Origin of the sequence: Flavobacterium columnare, from assembly GCF_014844295.1 — a bacterium.
Classification (GTDB): domain Bacteria; phylum Bacteroidota; class Bacteroidia; order Flavobacteriales; family Flavobacteriaceae; genus Flavobacterium; species Flavobacterium columnare.
The window spans coordinates 1,529,389-1,547,987 of sequence record NZ_CP054494.1; the positions used below are offsets into that span (position 1 = coordinate 1,529,389).

Annotated in this window: 19 protein-coding genes; 14 read left to right on the forward strand and 5 right to left on the reverse strand. The window is 31.7% G+C overall.

Annotated features, from left to right (window positions below; translation table 11 throughout):
* The 5 genes from HUE53_RS06680 to HUE53_RS06700 all read left to right on the forward strand — a co-directional run bounded on the left by HUE53_RS06680 (position 1) and on the right by HUE53_RS06700 (position 4,368).
* Positions 1 to 1,215, forward strand: a complete 1,215-nt coding sequence (locus HUE53_RS06680) for a murein hydrolase activator EnvC family protein (protein WP_065212896.1) — start codon at positions 1 to 3, stop codon at positions 1,213 to 1,215.
* An 85-nt stretch (positions 1,216 to 1,300) separates the two neighbouring features.
* Positions 1,301 to 1,711, forward strand: coding sequence for a BrxA/BrxB family bacilliredoxin (locus tag HUE53_RS06685; protein WP_014165977.1), 411 nt, complete (start codon positions 1,301 to 1,303; stop codon positions 1,709 to 1,711).
* An 89-nt stretch (positions 1,712 to 1,800) separates the two neighbouring features.
* Positions 1,801 to 2,532 (forward strand): lysophospholipid acyltransferase family protein, encoded by a 732-nt coding sequence (locus tag HUE53_RS06690; protein ID WP_014165976.1) that lies wholly within the window; start codon positions 1,801 to 1,803, stop codon positions 2,530 to 2,532.
* 13 nt (positions 2,533 to 2,545) lie between these two features.
* Positions 2,546 to 3,547, forward strand: a complete 1,002-nt coding sequence (locus tag HUE53_RS06695) for an acyl-ACP desaturase (RefSeq protein ID WP_014165975.1) — start codon at positions 2,546 to 2,548, stop codon at positions 3,545 to 3,547.
* A gap of 176 nt (positions 3,548 to 3,723) precedes the next feature.
* Positions 3,724 to 4,368 carry an HD domain-containing protein gene (locus tag HUE53_RS06700; protein WP_014165974.1) on the forward strand — a complete coding sequence of 215 codons (645 nt, stop codon included), beginning with the start codon at positions 3,724 to 3,726 and terminating at the stop codon, positions 4,366 to 4,368.
* Positions 4,369 to 4,817: 449 nt separating this feature from the next.
* Here HUE53_RS06700 and HUE53_RS06705 read toward each other — a convergent pair whose 3' ends face one another.
* From HUE53_RS06705 to HUE53_RS06725, 5 genes are all read right to left on the reverse strand, one after another.
* Positions 4,818 to 5,600, reverse strand: a complete 783-nt coding sequence (locus HUE53_RS06705; RefSeq protein WP_014165973.1) for an enoyl-CoA hydratase/isomerase family protein — start codon at positions 5,598 to 5,600, stop codon at positions 4,818 to 4,820.
* Between the two features lie 4 nt (positions 5,601 to 5,604).
* Positions 5,605 to 7,083, reverse strand: a complete 1,479-nt coding sequence (locus HUE53_RS06710) for a sensor histidine kinase (protein ID WP_041253244.1) — start codon at positions 7,081 to 7,083, stop codon at positions 5,605 to 5,607.
* A complete protein-coding gene (locus HUE53_RS06715; protein WP_065213915.1) occupies positions 7,083 to 7,631 on the reverse strand; it encodes a CopD family protein in 549 nt (182 codons plus the stop codon). The genes HUE53_RS06710 and HUE53_RS06715 overlap by 1 nt, the downstream gene beginning before the upstream one ends.
* Positions 7,631 to 8,641 carry a ferrochelatase gene (gene hemH / locus HUE53_RS06720; protein ID WP_107317491.1) on the reverse strand — a complete coding sequence of 337 codons (1,011 nt, stop codon included), beginning with the start codon at positions 8,639 to 8,641 and terminating at the stop codon, positions 7,631 to 7,633. Before hemH ends, HUE53_RS06715 begins: the two co-directional genes overlap by 1 nt.
* 90 nt (positions 8,642 to 8,731) lie before the next feature.
* Positions 8,732 to 9,598 (reverse strand): helix-turn-helix transcriptional regulator, encoded by an 867-nt coding sequence (locus HUE53_RS06725; protein WP_014165969.1) that lies wholly within the window; start codon positions 9,596 to 9,598, stop codon positions 8,732 to 8,734.
* Positions 9,599 to 9,829: 231 nt separating this feature from the next.
* Between HUE53_RS06725 and hemA the strand changes: the two genes are divergently transcribed.
* The 9 genes from hemA (at position 9,830) to HUE53_RS06770 (ending at position 18,547) form a co-directional block, all read left to right on the forward strand.
* The gene (gene hemA, locus HUE53_RS06730) at positions 9,830 to 11,077 is read left to right on the forward strand and encodes a glutamyl-tRNA reductase (protein WP_014165968.1); all 1,248 of its coding nucleotides are present in this window, start codon (positions 9,830 to 9,832) and stop codon (positions 11,075 to 11,077) included.
* Between the two features lie 380 nt (positions 11,078 to 11,457).
* A complete protein-coding gene (hemC, locus tag HUE53_RS06735) occupies positions 11,458 to 12,384 on the forward strand; it encodes a hydroxymethylbilane synthase (protein ID WP_065212894.1) in 927 nt (308 codons plus the stop codon).
* A 99-nt stretch (positions 12,385 to 12,483) separates the two neighbouring features.
* Complete coding sequence (locus tag HUE53_RS06740; protein ID WP_014165966.1) at positions 12,484 to 13,161, forward strand: uroporphyrinogen-III synthase; 678 nt, start codon at positions 12,484 to 12,486, stop codon at positions 13,159 to 13,161.
* 27 nt (positions 13,162 to 13,188) lie between these two features.
* Positions 13,189 to 14,214 carry a uroporphyrinogen decarboxylase gene (hemE, locus tag HUE53_RS06745; protein ID WP_014165965.1) on the forward strand — a complete coding sequence of 342 codons (1,026 nt, stop codon included), beginning with the start codon at positions 13,189 to 13,191 and terminating at the stop codon, positions 14,212 to 14,214.
* 265 nt (positions 14,215 to 14,479) lie between these two features.
* Entirely contained in the window at positions 14,480 to 15,067 is a 588-nt protein-coding gene (locus HUE53_RS06750) for a DUF3575 domain-containing protein (RefSeq protein WP_014165964.1), read from the forward strand.
* A 62-nt stretch (positions 15,068 to 15,129) separates the two neighbouring features.
* Positions 15,130 to 16,035 carry an oxygen-dependent coproporphyrinogen oxidase gene (hemF, locus tag HUE53_RS06755; RefSeq protein WP_192188814.1) on the forward strand — a complete coding sequence of 302 codons (906 nt, stop codon included), beginning with the start codon at positions 15,130 to 15,132 and terminating at the stop codon, positions 16,033 to 16,035.
* Position 16,036: 1 nt separating this feature from the next.
* The gene (locus tag HUE53_RS06760; protein ID WP_014165962.1) at positions 16,037 to 17,071 is read left to right on the forward strand and encodes a DUF4421 family protein; all 1,035 of its coding nucleotides are present in this window, start codon (positions 16,037 to 16,039) and stop codon (positions 17,069 to 17,071) included.
* Positions 17,072 to 17,089: 18 nt separating this feature from the next.
* Positions 17,090 to 18,085 (forward strand): porphobilinogen synthase, encoded by a 996-nt coding sequence (gene hemB / locus HUE53_RS06765; RefSeq protein WP_014165961.1) that lies wholly within the window; start codon positions 17,090 to 17,092, stop codon positions 18,083 to 18,085.
* Positions 18,086 to 18,172: 87 nt separating this feature from the next.
* Positions 18,173 to 18,547 carry a c-type cytochrome gene (locus tag HUE53_RS06770; RefSeq protein ID WP_065212893.1) on the forward strand — a complete coding sequence of 125 codons (375 nt, stop codon included), beginning with the start codon at positions 18,173 to 18,175 and terminating at the stop codon, positions 18,545 to 18,547.
* Positions 18,548 to 18,599: the final 52 nt, after the last annotated feature.

Here is an 18,599-nt window from a genome sequence, read left to right on the forward strand (position 1 = left end):
ATGTTAAAACATATCTTATCTTTTGTTTTTATTCTTAACACCATCATGGTCTGGTCTCAAGAAGAAGATAGACAACGCAAATTAGAAGAACAAAAAGCTAGAATTCAAGAAGAAATCCGTCAAAAAGAACGCCTATTGGGTGAGCAAAAAAGAAAAGAAAAAGATGTAACTAAAATTGTAGCCCAACAAAAGGAAAAAATAGACTTACAACTTAAACTGATTCGTACTACAGAAAAACAAAAAAAAGTATTAGGAAACAGTATGTATATCAATCAATTAAAAGTAAATCAATTAAAAAAGGATTTACAAATCCTAAAAGAAGATTATGCTGAAATGATTGAAAAATCATATAAAAGTCGTTCAGAACAAAGCAGGGCTATGTTCATTTTATCTGCCGATAATTTTTTACAAGCCTATAAAAGAGGGGAATATATGAAGCAATATTCTAGCTTCCGAAAAATGCAGGGCGAAGAAATAAAAAGCAAAACAAAAGATCTGGAAAGCTATAACGCTAAATTAGGTACGCAAAAAAAACAAAAAGAAAAATTAATAGCCCTAAGCGAAAAAGAAAAAAAAGATCTTGAACTAGAACGTTTAGAACAAGAACGATTATTAAATAGCATTAAGAAAGATAAAAAGAAAATTATTGCTGAAATTCATAAAAAACAAAAAGAATCTCGCGCCATTGAACGTCAGATAGATCGCTTAATTCGTGAAGCAATTGCTGCAGCCAACAAAAAAGCGGGTAATACAACTAATACAACCACTTTTGTATTAACACCTGAAGCTAAAGAATTAGCTAATGATTTTCGATCAAATCGTGGTCGATTACCATGGCCTGTAGAAAAAGGAGCTTTAACCAAACGCTTTGGTCGTCAGCCCCACCCCTTAGAACCTTCTATCATGATTGAAAGTAGCGGAATTGAAATTTCTTCCGAAAGAGGTGCTCAAGCTCGTGCCGTTTTTGGAGGCGAAGTAAGTGACGTACAAATGGCTGCTAACGGTACTGCAACTGTAGTTATCAGACACGGTGACTATATCACTTCTTATTCTAATCTTAGTGGAGTAAATGTCAGTAAAGGGCAAAAAGTAAGCACCAAACAAACTTTAGGAAGCATTCATTTCAATAGTTTTACAAATAAAGCAGTCTTAAAATTTTATATTTATCAAAATACAACAAAATTAAATCCTCAATCTTGGATTAAAGGATTATAAGAACTATTAAAATCATATTAAATAAAAAGGTTACAATAGAAAAGTTTGTAACTTTGCAAAAGAATAACTTTAACATATAAAGAATATGTATCCAGAAGAAATGGTAAAGCCAATGCGCGAAGAATTAACTAGCAAAGGTTTTCAAAATTTATATACAGCAGACGATGTAAAAAATGCAATTACAGCTACTGGTACTACCCTTGTTGTGGTAAATTCAGTTTGTGGTTGTGCGGCTCGTAATGCTCGTCCAGGCGCTATAATGAGTTTATCCGGTGAAAAAAAACCGAACCAATTAATTACTGTTTTTGCAGGTGTTGATAAAGAAGCTGTAGATGCTGCTCGTGAACAAATGTTTCCTTTCCCTCCTTCTTCACCAGCCATGGCATTATTTAAAGACGGTGAGTTAGTACACATGTTAGAACGTCATCATATAGAAGGACGCCCAGCAGAAATTATTGCTGAAAATTTAAAAGATGCTTATAGCGAATTTTGCTAAGAATTATACAAGCTTATTTTTATAAATGTCACCTAGATATCTTTTTTCTAGATGACATTTATTATTTTTTGATCAAATTAAACTAAGATATGCTAAAACTTATTTCGTACCCATTGTCTATTTTATTTGGAATATTGTTTTTTCTTTGGCTACTTCTTTTCCACCCTATACAATGGTTTTGCTTAAAATTTTTTGGATATAATACCCATCGAATCAGTGTAGCAATTTTAAATGCTTTTTTAGTTAGAACCACCCATGTTTTAGGAACAACTTACAAAATAAAGGGAATTGAAAATATCCCCAAAAACAAACCCCTGATTATTGTAGCTAACCATCAAAGTCTATATGATATCCCCCCTTTTATCTGGTTTTTACGCAAATACCATCCTAAATTCATTAGCAAAAAAGAACTAGGAAAAAAAATACCAAGTGTTTCCTTTAATTTACGTCATGGTGGTTCCGCTTTAATCGACCGAAAAGACCCAAAACAGGCCTTACCAGAAATAAAAAGAGTAGCTGAATATATTAATCAAAATAATTACTCTGTAGTCATATTTCCAGAAGGCACAAGGAGCAAAACGGGAGTACCCAAACCTTTTTCTATAAATGGTTTAAAAATGCTTTATAAATTTGCACCCGATGCTTATTTTTTGCCCGTAACAATAAATAACTCATGGAAAATGACACGTTATGGTCAATTCCCTTTAGGATTAGGCAGTAATATTGAACATATAATTCACCCTCCTCTAAAAATATCTGATTATAGTTTTGATGATATATTCAAAAAAACTGAAACTATAATCAAAGAACATATAAAATAATTATACTAGTCTTATGGAAAAATTAAATAATATTCGCTTGGAAGTCATGCAGTATCTAGAAAAGAGTTTGGATTCTTTTGTAGAAAATTACCTACTTCCTGTAGAAAAAATCTGGCAACCAAGTGATTTATTACCTAACTCTGAAGCAGAAAACTTCATAGAAGAAGTCACAGAGCTTAGAGAAATAGCAAAAGATTTACCTTATGATTTTTGGGTAGTTCTAGTAGGCGACACAATTACAGAAGAAGCCCTACCAACCTATGAATCATGGTTGTTAGATATTGAAGGTATTCAACAAAAAGGATCTACGGGCGATAACGGCTGGGCTAAATGGATTCGTCAATGGACTGGCGAAGAAAATCGTCATGGTGATCTACTTAATAAATATTTATATCTATCAGGACGTGTAAATATGCGAGAAGTAGAAATAACCACTCAACATCTAATAAACGACGGATTTGATCCGGGTACTGATCGTGATCCTTATAAAAATTTTGTATTTACAAGTTTTCAGGAATTAGCTACTTATATCTCACACATGAGAGTATCTAAATTAGCCAAACAATTTGGTGATAAAAAATTAGCTAAGCTATGTAATTTAATTGCAGGCGATGAAATGCGCCACCATTTGGCATATAGTGAATTTGTTAACCGAATTTTTCAAGTAGATCCTAGCCAAATGATGTTGGCTTTTCAATATATGATGAAACAAAAAATTACTATGCCCGCCAACCTTATTCGCGAATCGGGAGAAGCTATAGGAACTGCATTTGAAAAATTTTCTGAATCAGCTCAACGAATAGGTGTTTATACTGCTACAGATTATATTGATATCATGGAAAAATTAATTCAAAAGTGGGAAATAGACAAAATCACCCATCTTACAGATGAGGCAGAAAAAGCACGTGATTATCTAATGAAACTTCCTGCAAGAATGACTCGATTAGCAGAAAGAATAGTTACTCCTGCGGAAGAAAAATTATTTAAATGGGTACAACCTGCTTTAATAGTTTAAAAATAGAAACCAAGATAAATTCAAAGAGGCTGTCTCAAAAGTAAAAACAAAAACGTATTTCATACTAAAATATAAGGAAGGATAGGTAATTAATATCTCTAATCTACTTCCTATATTTCTAAAAAACATGACAATTAAACTTATTTTAAGACAGCCCTTTTTTAAAGATATAACCTATGGAAATTATACAAAAAACAATTGAGTTTGTAAAAAAGCAATTAGAAGAAGCTGAAGGAGGACATGATTGGTTTCATATAGAACGAGTATATAAAAACGCCCGACAAATAGCTAAAGAAGAAGAATGTAACGAAACTGTAGTTTACCTAGCAGCTTTATTGCATGATATAGCCGATAGTAAATTTTATAATGGTGATGAAACTATTGGTCCCAAAACAGCGTCTGATTTTCTTACATCACAAAATATTGATCAAACCATTATTGATCATGTAGTAAAAATTATAGAAAACATCTCTTTTAAAGGGGGTAATTTTGCAGCTGCCTTTCATTCTAAAGAACTTGCTATTGTTCAGGATGCCGATCGTTTAGATGCCATTGGTGCCATAGGAATTGCCCGAGCCTTTAATTATGGTGGATTTAAAAACAGAAAACTCTATGACCCCGCGATTATCCCTAATTTAACAATGAGTAAGGAAGAATACAAAAATACCACATCGCCTACCATTAATCATTTTTACGAGAAATTATTACGCTTAAAAGACAAGATGAACACAACAGCGGGAAAACGAATTGCCTTACAACGCCACTTGTTTATGGAACAATTTTTAGAACAGTTTTATGATGAGTGCGAAGGAATAAAATAATGAAAGCGAAAAGCATAGGGTCTAAAAGTTTAATTTTTCTGTTTAACCCTAAGAAAGACCTCCATTGGTCGATTCTAACTTTAATTAAACTAGCAAAGCTAAATAGTAAGATTACAACCTTTTAGAATCGCTTTTTAAAAGTAGGTGTCTAAAAAAAGATCGGAATGAACAAACTAAATGTTAAGCTACTACTTTTTTTAGACACCACATATTTAGAATTAAGCCAAAATTAATATAGTACCATTCAAATTTTTAGTTTTCCTTTTAAAAATAGTACACCTACAAAAGCAACAAAAATTAGCATTAGCTCTCGATACGCTTTGCACTCGATCTGACGATGATTTCGATTATATACTCAACCGTCAGTTCGAGTTATTTTTGAAATGAAATGGAAAAAACGTATCGAGAACTTTACTTTTTAACCCAGTATATTTTTAGTTCAAATAGTATTATTTTCCTTCAAAAACAGCTTTGCGTTTCTCTAAGAATGCTGTTGTTCCTTCTTTAAAATCAGCAGTAGCAAAACATTCTCCAAACTTTTTAATTTCCGTCTCAAAACCGTTTATACCATCTTTGTAGTTTGCATTTACAGCTTCAATAGCTTTACCTATAGCAACGGGAGAGTTACGTTGTATTTTATCCGCTATAGTCATATAAGTAGCAAACAACTCTTCTTGAGACACAACATGATTTACTAATCCAAATTCTTTTGCGGTGTTAGCATCTATCATACCTGCTGTCATAATCATTTCCATAGCACGTCCTTTACCTACTAATTGTGTCAAACGTTGTGTACCTCCATAACCTGGGATAACACCTAATGAGGTTTCAGGTAATCCCATTTTTGCATTTTCAGAAGCAACGCGAAAATGACAAGACATAGCAAGTTCTAACCCCCCACCTAATGCAAATCCGTTTACCGCAGCAATTACTGGGGTTTTCATGTTTTCTATGAAATTAAAAAGTAGTTCTTGTCCTTTTCTAGCTAATTCAGCTCCTTCTTGCTCAGAAAAATGAGCAAATTCAGATATATCTGCACCTGCCACAAAAGCTTTTTCGCCATTCCCTGTAAGGATAATAGTTCTAATGTTTTCATTGGCTTCTAATTCTTTCAACCAATAATGCAATTCTTTTATTGTTTCAGAATTTAATGCGTTTAATTTTTCTGGTCGATTAATTCTTATAGTAGCTGTAAATTTTTCGTGCTCAACTAAAATATTTTTTAATTCCATGTTGCTATTTATTTATAATAGGTAATATTACTTTAAAAGTAGTTCCTTTAGTTAATTTAGATTCAAAAGTAATCTTTCCTTGGTAATTTTCAATTATATTTTTGATAATCGCTAGTCCTAGTCCCATTCCACTAGTTTTTGTGGTAAATTTGGGTTCAAATATACGCTCAAAATCTTGAATTGCTATTCCCTTTCCATTATCACATACACTAATAATGGTATTGTTTTCTTCTTTTTTTACAGATACTAGAACTTTCTTATTGATTTGTTCTTCGGGTATAGCCTGTATAGCATTTTTTACCAAATTAGTAATAATACGAATAAGTTGAGTTCTATCTATTTTGGTAATGATTTCATCCGTACTAGAATAATATTCTATATAATTTTCATTAAAAATATCTAATGCCATACTTACCACATCTACCACATTTAATGTTTCGTTTTGTTGAGCGGGCATAGATGCAAAATTAGAAAAAGCACTGGCAACAGCACTCATTGTATCTATTTGTTGGATAAGTGTTTTAGAAAAATCAACTACTTTTTGTCTAATATTGGGGTCTTGAGGGTTAAAACGCATTTCAAAACTCTGAACCGTTAATCGCATAGGAGTCAAAGGGTTTTTTATTTCATGAGCTACCTGCTTGGCCATCTCTCTCCAAGCTCCTTCGCGTTCACTTTGTGCTAATTTATTAGCGCTTTCTTCCAACTCATCTATCATCTTATTATAAGACTGAATAAGTTTATCTATTTCGGAACTGTGTGTTACTAAATCTATTTTTTTATTTTTTTCGGTCAGACTGGTTTCGGTCAGTCTACGAGAAATCGTTTCAAGGGATTTAGTAATATATCTTGACAGATAAAAAGCCAACCAAATAGCTAATGAAAACATTCCTAAATATACACTTCCAAATATGGCTAAAAAGTTTTCTATTTCTTGTTTGTAATAGCTATCATCTTGTTTGTAAGGGAGTCGTATAATACCTATGGGTTTCTTTTCTATATGATCCATTAAATAGCTATAAGAAAAATTATACACATCTCCTCTAGCTTCTCCTTCGCCTATAAATCTATTTTTATCAGCGTACTTAATTTTTTCTAATAAATTATCTGATATATTAATAGTAATTTGTCCTTTTATTACAGGTGCTCTTGAATTAATAAGCATACGTCCTTGTAAGTCATAAATATCTATTTCTAAATTATGAATATCGGCTATTTCAAATATTTTTTCTTTAAAAATAGAGGCTAGATTAGCTGTTATTAGAGGATGAGGGGTCGTTTCTAAAACATACTCAATATGTTGTTTGATTTGTTCTTCTTTCCTTAGTAAACGTTCCTTATGATATTCTTGACTTTCATATTGAAAATGAAGTATTGACACTAATGCAATTAATATTGAAGATATTAGTGTTATGAATATAAGCGCGAGGAAAATTCTTGATCGTAAGGAAAGATTTTTACCCCAAAGAAAAATGTTTATCATTATTTTTTTTCTCGTATGTTTTTATAAAACTTATAGCCTAGCATTAAAAGTATAGAAAAAAGGATTATACCTATTACACCAAATATCCAATTGATGGCATTTTTTAAAATTACTAAAAAAACAACTGCAAATAAAATAATAGTGGCTCCTTCATTCCATAATCGAAAAAAAGTAGAACTCTTTTTAACTTCATTTTTTTGCAATTGATTAAAAATTTGATGGCATTTTAAATGATACAAATACAAAAGAAATACAAAAGTTAACTTAATATGCATCCATGATTGTGTAAGCCATAGATTACCTGTATCAGTAAAGAGTAGCATCCAAAAAGCAAAAATACTAGCTAATACGGCACTTGGCCAAGTTATGATGTACCATAAACGGTATTGCATCAATTGGTACTGCTTAATTAGAATACTTTGCTCTGGTTCTGGTTTTTCCTTAGCCTCAGCGTGGTATACAAAAAGCCGTACAATATAAAACAATCCTGCAAACCAAGTGATTACAAAAATAAGATGTAATGATTTTATGTAGTTATAAAGTTCCATTAATTCCAATTCTTTATCCAACCTGCTATAGTTTGTGCCCAATCATCACGATCATTTAAACAAGCTACTGTTAAAAAGTTTTCTCCTCCATTTTCTTTAAAACTATGAGCAGCCTCCATACCTATTTCTTCCAAAGTTTCTAAACAATCTGAAACAAAAGCAGGTGTTACAACAGCTAAATTTTTAATTCCTCTTTGAGCTAATCCATCAATTGTGGCATCAGTATAAGGCTGTAACCAAGGATCACGTCCTAAACGAGATTGGAACGAAGTGCTGTAACTTCCTTCTTCTAATTGTAATAATTCAGCTACTTGTCTAGTGGTTTCATAGCATTGATGGCGGTAACAAAATTCATGTGCAGGAGAGGGTGTTGCACAACATTTTCCATCGATTGCACAATGTGATTTAGTAATATCTGATTTTTTTATATGTCGCTCTGGTACACCATGGTAGGAAAACAAAATATGATTAGCTTCAAAGCCAGCCAAAGCCTCCTTTATTGAAGTTCCTAAATTAGCGATATAACGTTCTCGTTTATAAAAAGCGGGAACCGTTTTAAAAGTCATAGAAGGAAATTTCTTTTTGCGAATTTCTTCCGCTAAGACCAAAATAGTTTCTGTGGTTGCCATAGCAAATTGTGGATATAAAGGCAAAAGTAGTACTTCCGTTACTCCCTTATCATACAACTGTTGTAATCCAAGTTCTATACTAGGATTACCATAACGCATAGCAATTTCTACTGGAAAATCAACTAATTGTTGTACTTTCTTTTGTAATCGTTGAGTTAGAACAATTAAAGGAGATCCTTCTTCCCACCAAATTTTTTTATAAGCTGCTGCCGATTTTTTAGGTCGCGTATTGAGTATGATTCCTTTTACCAAAAAGGCTCTTAATAAATAAGGAAGATCTATTACACGTTCATCCATTAAAAATTGGTCTAAATATTTTTTTACATCTTTTACCTCTGTACTGTCAGGTGAGCCTAAATTAACTAATAATACTCCTTTCATTTTTATGTTTTTTTGAGACTTACAAAACCTAAAGATAGTTTTAAGATAAAATTATGTTGTATCTTCTATCTTTCATTTTTTGATCTATTTTTAATTTACTTTTTCTAATAAATATTTTTTAGGCGTCGTGCCAAATTTCTTTTTAAATGCCGCAATAAAATGACTGGCGGTACTATAGCCAATTCTTAATCCTACTTCGTTTACATTATAGGATCCGCTATCTAGCAAGTTTCTAGCGTATTGCATCTTATAATCAAACAAAAATCCATAAACTGTTTCCCCATAAATTTGTTTAAACCCTGTTTTTAACTTTTTTAGGTTTAGGCCAACTTGATCCGCTAATTCTTCTAAACCTGGTGGTTCTGACATATTGGCAATAATAATTTCTTTTGCTTTTTTTAGTTTTTTTACATTTTCTTCATCTATCAAAAAAGGGCATTGTTCGATATCAGGATCTTCATTTTTATTAAAAAACAAACTTAGTAATTCATATCCTTTTCCTTTGTAATATAAATTTTTAATTGTTGGGTTTAGATTATAATGAAACATTTGGTTGAGAACAATGGCTATAGAAGGTGTAATATTTTCTTCGCCATAATATTTTCTATCGCGATTTTCTTCACTCAAAAAAGGGATATGATCTGCATCAGTAGTAAATAATCCATGAAATTTTTTAATAGAAATCAATATAGAAATAATCCACGTTTTAGGTTCTATATCTAGGTGTAAAGGAAGTTCTTTTTCAGGATTATAAAACAAAAGAGATTTTTCTCCTTCTAGTCCTATTGTATAACTACCATTATTAAAAATAAATCTGCCTTTTCCTTTTAAACCAAAATGAAACTGAATCAAACCTGTCTTTACTGGTCGTTCATATTTTATAACTTCTTCTGTATCATTTTGAAATCTTAACAAAACAAATTCGTCATCCATTTTTATTTCCTCGGTAGCACCCATAGCGACATTTTTTTACGTAGGCGGTTCCCCTAAATTAGGTTTATTATTTAGAATAATTCTATATAATAAAGTTCTAAAGAGCCTATTATAGAACAAAAATAGAATAAATATCCCTAAAAATTCAAATCAACTATCAAAATAACTTATAGCGATACAAAAAGTACTTATAGCGTTATTTTGGAAAAACAAAACTAAATACTTTTGTTTGTAGAAAATTTGATTAGGATTTTAATGACACAGAATATTCCCTCAAAATCTGCCACTTTTTACGCAATTGGTTTAAGCTATTTAAAAGCAGATGCTGAAATGCGAGGAAAATTTAGTTTAGATGAACCAGCTAAAACCAAATTGATCCAACAAGCCAAAGAAGATGGTTTAGAAAGTTTGATCGTTACTTCCACATGTAACCGAACTGAAATATATGGGTTTGCACAACACCCCTTTCAATTAATTAAATTACTTTGCGAAAACAGTCAAGGTACCGTTGAAGACTTTCAAAAAGTAGCCTACGTCTACAAAAACAAAGAAGCAATCAATCATCTATTCCGAGTAGGAACTGGACTAGATAGTCAAATTTTAGGGGATTTTGAGATTATTTCACAAATAAAAAACGCTTTTATTTTATCTAAAGAACATGAAATAGCTAACGCCTATATGGAGCGTCTAGTAAACTCAGTTATTCAGGCCAGTAAACGTGTAAAAAACGAAACGGAAATATCATCCGGAGCCACTTCGGTTTCTTTTGCCTCTGTTCAGTATATTTTTAAAACAGTCCCAGATATTTCGGATAAAAACATTCTACTCTTTGGTACAGGAAAAATTGGTCGTAACACTTGTGAAAACTTAGTAAAACATAGCAAACACGATCATATTACCCTAATCAACCGCACGAAAGATAAAGCTGAAAAATTGGCTAAAAAATTAGATTTAATTGTAAAAGACTATGCTGATTTACAAGAAGAAATCCAAAAAGCAGATGTTTTGGTTGTTGCCACTGGAGCACAAAACCCAACGGTTGATAAAACCATTTTAAATCTTAAAAAACCTTTACTAATTTTAGATCTATCGATTCCTAAAAACGTGAACGAAAACGTTCAAGATATAGAAGGCGTAAGACTGATTCACATGGATCACTTGTCACAAATGACAGATGAAACACTAGAAAATCGCAAAAAATTTATCCCGCAAGCAGAAGCTATAATTGAAGAAATTCAAGACGAATTTATAACCTGGACAAAAGGTCGGAAATATGCCCCAACTATACACGCACTAAAAGCAAAACTACAGTCCATCAAAGAATTAGAAATGGCATACCAACGAAAAAAAATGTCTAATTTTGATGAAGAACAAGCCGAAATTATAAGCAACCGAATTATTCAAAAAATAACGAATCATTTTGCCAATCATTTGAAAGATGAAAACACTTCAGTGGATGAAAGTGTAGATTGGATTCAAAAAGTTTTTCAATTAAATGGATAATCATTTGAGGAATTGTTTTATAAGAAAAGGGTTCGTATATGTTACAAAATTATTCAATTGACATACCCACTTATAAAAAACAAATCTCCCCTTTATGAAATATCTATCAAAACAATCATAAAGAAAAAGGCAGAAACGAATCGTAAAACAAAAAGGTAATTCGTTCTTTATTTAAATTTTTAAAAATGTGGTTAGAAACATTATAACATATAAAATCATGAACCCAAATTACCTATATATTTTGAAAATAGTAACAAGATCGCTAGATCTTCTTATTAATTTCTAAACAACCAACATCACAAAGGAATTAATTAAGTTGACAAACATATTTTTCATAGAATTAAAGAATTAAAAATTAATTCCTTAATGAGATAACAAGAATGAAGGAAAAGAAAATAAAAATCGGAACTCGTGATAGTGAATTAGCACTTTGGCAAGCGCACACTGTAAAAAAACAATTAAATGATTTAGGATATCAAACAGAAATTGTAGCAGTAAAATCACAAGGGGATATCATCCTTGACAAGCCTTTGTATGAGTTGGGCATTACAGGTATATTCACTAAAACCCTAGATGCCGCCATGATTTCTGGTCAAGTCGATATTGCAGTACATTCTATGAAAGATGTGCCAACCGCTTTACCGCAAGGCATCGTACAAGCTGCCGTTTTAGAAAGGGCCAACTCAGTAGATATTTTAGTTCATAAAGGAACTACTGATTTCTTAAATACCACCACCACAATTGCCACAGGAAGTTTACGTCGTCAAGCCCAATGGTTACACAAATACCCACAACATAAAACAGTCGACTTAAGAGGAAATGTAAATACCCGCCTTCAAAAATTAAAAGATAATGATTGGGGGGGAGCTATTTTTGCATCTGCGGGCTTAGAACGTTTAAATTTAAAACCAGAAACCACCCTTTCTTTAGATTGGATGATTCCTGCACCTGCACAAGGAGCTATGATGGTCGTGGCTATGGCAGAAGATACATTTGCACTAGAAGCTTTATCTGAATTGAATCATATAGAAACTGAAATTTGTACCTATATAGAACGCCAATTCTTACGTACTTTAGAAGGAGGATGTACCGCTCCTATTGGTGCTTTGGCAACTTATAATGAAAAAACAGATCAAATCCATTTTAAAGGAGCTTTGTTTTCAATAGATGGTCAACAAAAAATAGCGATAGAGCGTTCTTTTGAGGTTTCAGAATGGAAAAAATTAGGATTAAATTGTGCCAAGGAACTCTTAGAAAATGGAGGCACTGAATTGATGTCTGTAATAAAAGAACAATTAAAAAAATAATTACATACGCATTTAATAACTCGAAGGAGTGTTAGATCATGACGATATATCAGTTCAATAAATGGTTTTATTTTTTATAAATCCCTTTTTCACATAAAAATGAAAATAGTGCGAGTGTTATCCACAAAAAAACTACTTCTTAATCAAAAAAAATTATTGCTAAATGACAACTTAGCAGTTATTGAAAGGGATTTTATTAAAATTAAAACAAAAAAAGTAGTTATTAAAAAAGTAGCAGATGCTCTTATTTTCACGAGTCAAAATGCCGTTCTTGCCGTTTTAAATTCCGAAGATATTAATTTTTTTAAGAGTAAAAAGATTTTTTGTGTAGGAATAAAAACAAAAACATTATTGGAAAAAAAAGGATTTATTGTCGAAAAACACACAAATTATGCGGAAGAATTAGCCGAAATTATTTCGTTGAATTATCATCATTTAAGTTATACCTTTTTCAGTGGAAATTTAAGACGAGATGTATTGCCTAAAAAATTAAAAGAATTCGGGATAGCTTTCAATGAAATAGAAGTATATAAAACCGTTATAGCATCCAAACTAAACAACATCACGGTAGACAGCATCTTATTTTACAGTCCATCAGGAGTAGAAAGCTATTTAAAAAAAAATAAAATTACAAATGAAGTTTGTTTTTGTATTGGTAACACCACCGCAAAAGCATTAGAAAATATAACAAAAAAAATCGTAATTGCTGATCAGCCCTCAGTTGAAAATGTAATTATTAAATGTTTAAATTATTATAAAACACCTAACAGGTTTTAAACACCTAACGGGTATAAATACAAAAGTATGTTGAAAAACGATTTATTCTTAAGAGCATTAAAAGGAGAAACTGTTGAACGCCCACCTGTATGGATGATGCGTCAAGCAGGAAGATATTTACCAGAATTCAGAGCGTTACGAGATAAATATGATTTTTTCACACGTTGTGAAACGCCAGAATTAGCTGCAGAAATAACAGTGCAACCCATTCGAATCGTAAAACCTGATGCAGCCATTTTATTTTCTGACATTCTAGTCGTTCCAAGAGCAATGGGAATTCATGTAGAATTAAAGGACAATATTGGACCCATAATTCCTAATCCAATTCGTTCAATAGAACAAGTAAATCAAGTATACGTTCCTGAAATTAATGAATCCTTAGGTTATGTAATGGATGCTATCAAATTAACAAAAGAAATGTTAAACAATGAAGTACCATTAATAGGCTTTGCAGGATCTCCTTGGACTATTTTTTGTTATACAGTAGAAGGAAAAGGTTCTAAAAGTTATGACACGGCCAAAGGATTTTGTTTTTCACAACCTGAAGCAGCACACGCATTATTACAAAAAATTACCGATACCACTATTTTGTATCTAAAAGAAAAAGTAGCTAACGGCTGTAATGCCATTCAAATTTTTGATTCTTGGGGGGGAATGCTATCACCAACGGATTACCAAGAGTTCTCGTGGAAGTATATCAACCAAATTGTAGAAGCATTAGCTCCTATAACAGAAGTAATTGTTTTTGGAAAAGGATGTTGGTTTGCATTAAATGAAATGTCCCAATCAAAAGCATCTGCTTTAGGAGTAGACTGGACGTGCTCTCCCAAAAATGCGCGTTATTTAACAGGAGGGAACATTACTCTACAAGGAAATTTTGACCCTTCTCGCCTATTGTCACCAATACCTACTATCAAAAAAATGGTACATGAAATGATTGACGAGTTTGGAAAAGACAAATATATTGTAAACTTAGGTCACGGTATTTTACCTAATATCCCTGTGGATCATGCAAAAGCATTCATAGAGGCTGTAAAAGAATATCAAAAGTAAATCATATAGAATTAAATAAAAACTAATAAAGTATTATACCTTAATCACCCCTTGTTATGACAAGGTTTTTATAATTATCCCTTTCTTATAAAATGGGACATACTATAAAAATGATTAGATTTTTTAGTTATAAAATTATATTGCTTTACCGTTTTTATTGATAAATAAACAATATTTAGTTTACTTTTGAAAACCATATAATCCATTTAGAATTTTTGCAGTATATATGTATACTATAATATCGTGCAAAACCAAATAAAAAAATATGCAAAGACTATCTAATAAAATAGATAAAGGATTAAAAAAGTATATAAAATATTTTATATACTTTTTTGTCATCAATACCTATTCCCAAACTTCTGTTAAAGGAAATATAACCACCATTCTAGGAATACCACAAGTAGGAGTAGAAACAACAATAGGAAAAAAATTAACATTTCAAGCAGACCTTATGGCCTCATTATGGGAATCTGTTAATAATGCTCCTCAAAAATTTGTGATCTTAATTCCAGAAGTAAGATATCATTTCAATACACTTGAAAAAGGATTTTATTTAGGAGGTCACGTTGGCGGTTCTAGTTATAAAATGCAAAAATGGAATTACCTCAATTCAGGTAGGTATCAAGAAGGTTATAGCTTATTATTTGGAATGACTGTTGGGTTTAAAGTTCCTATAAACGAATCTTTCTCGATAGATCTTTTCATGGGAGGCGGTTCTCAACAAGGATTTTACAAAGGTTATTATTTAGAAACAGGAGAACGGTACGAAACAGCAGATAATTTTAACAAAAGTGGCGAATGGTTACCTTATAGAGGAGGCGTTATGATTTGTTATAAACTGGGCAAAAAATAATAAAGAACTAGTAACTTAAATACAAATAAATATAGATAATCCGATATCTAAAAAAACAATCAATGAAAAATAAATTCTATACATATATACAAAATCTACAAGATCAAATTTGTAAAGGTTTAGAAGATATAGACGGAAAAGCTAAATTCCGTCAAGACTTATGGGATAGACCCGAAGGCGGTGGGGGTCGTACTCGCGTAATTGAAAACGGAGCTTTTTTTGAAAAAGGAGGCGTTAATATTTCTGCTGTCCATGGAAAATTACCTGATACCATGCAAAAAATGTTTGGTGTTGGAGAAGCTGATTTTTTTGCCTGTGGACTAAGTTTAGTAATCCATCCTAAAAACCCAATGGTTCCAACAGTTCATGCCAATTGGCGTTATTTTGAAATGTACGATGATAACGGAACTATTATCAATCAATGGTTTGGTGGTGGACAAGACTTAACGCCTTACTACTTGTTTGAAGAAGACGCCATTCATTTCCACAAAATATGTAAAACAGCTTGTGATAAACACAATCCAGAATTTTACCCTAATTATAAAAAGAAATGCGACGAATACTTTTGGAATAGCCACCGAAATGAGGCGCGTGGTATAGGTGGTTTGTTTTTTGATTATTTAAAAACAACTGACACTATGTCTATGGAAAATTGGTACAACTTTGTTACAGAAGTCGGAAACAGTTTTTTAGATGCGTATTTGCCAATTGTACAAAAAAGAAAAGATTTACCTTATACAGACGCTAACCGTACATGGCAAGAAATCCGTAGAGGACGTTATGTAGAGTTCAACCTAGTTCATGATAAAGGTACTTTATTTGGATTAAAAACAAATGGTAGAATTGAAAGTATTTTAATGAGTTTACCTCCCCATGTACAATGGGTATATGATCATCATCCAGAAGAAAATAGCGAAGAGGAAAAATTGATAAAAACCTTATCAAAACCATTAGAATGGTTGAAATAGTATGCGTAATTGGCTAAAAGTTTTAATATTAATATACTACCCTGTTTCTCTTGCTCAAGAAAAAGAGGGAGAAATTAGACATGCCTTATGGCATAAATACAATCTAGATTATCGTTTGAATTATTTTGACAAAATGATCTTTAAAGTAGATATTAATTCAGAAGTAGATAATTTTTATATCCCTAAATTAAATTATACAGATAACAAAAAAAGCATTTTTTCTCCTGATGAAAAATTAAAACTTCGTTTTTCATTTGATTATAAATTTTTAGGGATTAGTTATTCATTTTCACCTGATTTCATACCCGAATTGAATAATCAGAGAGCTAATACAAAAACATTAGATTTAAGTTTTAAATTTTTCTATTCTGATCGTTTAAGACAAGAAGTTACTTATAAAAAAGTAAAAGGATTTACTTTAAGAAATCCAGATGATCAAAACCCAATTGAGGTCTTTGACGATTTAGAAATCAATACCATTGGAGGCAAAACTTTTTATATAACTAATAAGAATTTTTCATATAGAGCCTACGAATCACAAACAGAAAGACAAATAAAAAGTGCTGGTAGTTTCATGCCTTCACTCACTTATTTTATTAACAATTTATATACTAATAATCCTAATTCTTTTGAACAAAACTTAGAACGGATAAAGTCTGTAGATTTCATTCTTCAATTGGGTTATATGTATAATTACGTGATTAACAAAACATGGTTTGCTACTGGAGGTTTACATCCAGGTATTGGATTTCATGATTCTAAAAATTATTATACAAATAACAAGGAATCTGTTGTTTTTGACAATAAAATCAAATGGAATTACAATTTAGATTTAAACTTTTCATTAGGTTATAATCAAGAAAATTTCTTCTCAGGAATTCGAGTCAATTACAAAAATTACCAATATGATAGTAAAGTAGCAGCTGATATAATGAACTCAAAATTTAATGCTGTACTTTTTATTGGTTATCGCTTTAATGAAGCTAAAAGTGTTAAAAAAGTATTTGAGAAAATAGAAAATAAATTCGGTATATAACTAAAAAAACAAGAAGATATGTTCCCTATACACAGAGGTAGAAGATTAAGAGTGAACGAAACAATACGAAATATCGTGAGAGAAACCAGCTTAAGTCCATCTGATTTCATGTTCCCTATGTTCATAATGGAAGGAGAAAAGACTATAATAGAAGTTCCTTCTATGCCAGGTATCTACCGTCGTACACTGGATCTAACAATAGAAGAAGTTAAAGAATTATACGCCTTAGGAATCAGAGCTGTAAATATTTATGTAAAAATAAATGATGATTTAAAAGACAATACAGGAAAAGAAGCCTGGAATCCTAACGGATTAATGCAAAATGCCATTCGTGCCATCAAAAAAGTATGTCCTGATATGATCGTCATGCCAGACGTAGCATTAGACCCGTATTCAATCTACGGTCATGATGGAATCATAGAAAAAGGAGATGTAGCAAATGATATTACAAATGATGCCTTGGTAAAAATGGCTGTTTCACATGCAGAAGCAGGTGCTGATTTTGTTGCACCAAGCGATATGATGGACGGACGTGTATTCCGTTTACGTCAAGGATTAGATGCAGCCGGTTATCATAATGTAGGTATCATGAGTTATTCCGCTAAATACGCATCCGCATTTTATGGTCCTTTCCGTGATGCCTTAGATAGCGCACCCAAGGAAGCAGACGTTGTAGTTCCTAAAGATAAAAAAACCTATCAAATGGATTATGCAAACCGTATAGAAGCTGTAAAAGAGGCTCTTTGGGATGTAGAAGAAGGAGCTGATATGGTTATGGTAAAACCAGGAATTGCCTACTTAGACATTGTTCGTGAAGTAAAAAATGCGGTAAATGTACCCGTTACAGTATTTCATGTTTCAGGAGAATATGCTATGATAAAAGCAGCTTCGGAAAGAGGCTGGTTAGATCATGATAAAATCATGATAGAGCAATTAATGTGTATCAAACGTGCAGGTGCTACTTTAATTTCGACTTATTTTGCTAAAGAAGCTGCTATTTTGTTAAACAAATAAACTTCTTGTAATTTCCAATTAAAACAAAAATCCTATATACTTTATAAAATTCTTTGTTCGTTCAAAGAGGACACATTTAAATACAGTATGAAAAAACTCTTATTATTATCACTTATCGGATTTATTTTTTCTTGCAAAAAAGAAAGTCAAGAGCATTTTGGTAAATCTACCTCAGAAACCATTACACAAAAACCTGTCGATTTAGGCAAAGAAATTTTTGAAGGAAAAGGCGTTTGTTATACATGTCATAAACCTGATATAAAAACAGTGGGACCTTCTCTAAAAGAAATAGCGAAACTATACAAAGAAAAAAACGGAAACATTGTTGACTTTCTCCAAGAAAAAAGCCAACCTATAGTAGATCCTAGTCAGTATAATACAATGAAAGCTAACTTTGCTATTACTAAAAATCTTCCTGAAGAAGAATTAAAAGCCATAGAAGCTTATATATTAAGTTTTTAATATATTTCAAACTTATTTTAAATCTAAATTATAAAGACCTAGCGAGTTTAAA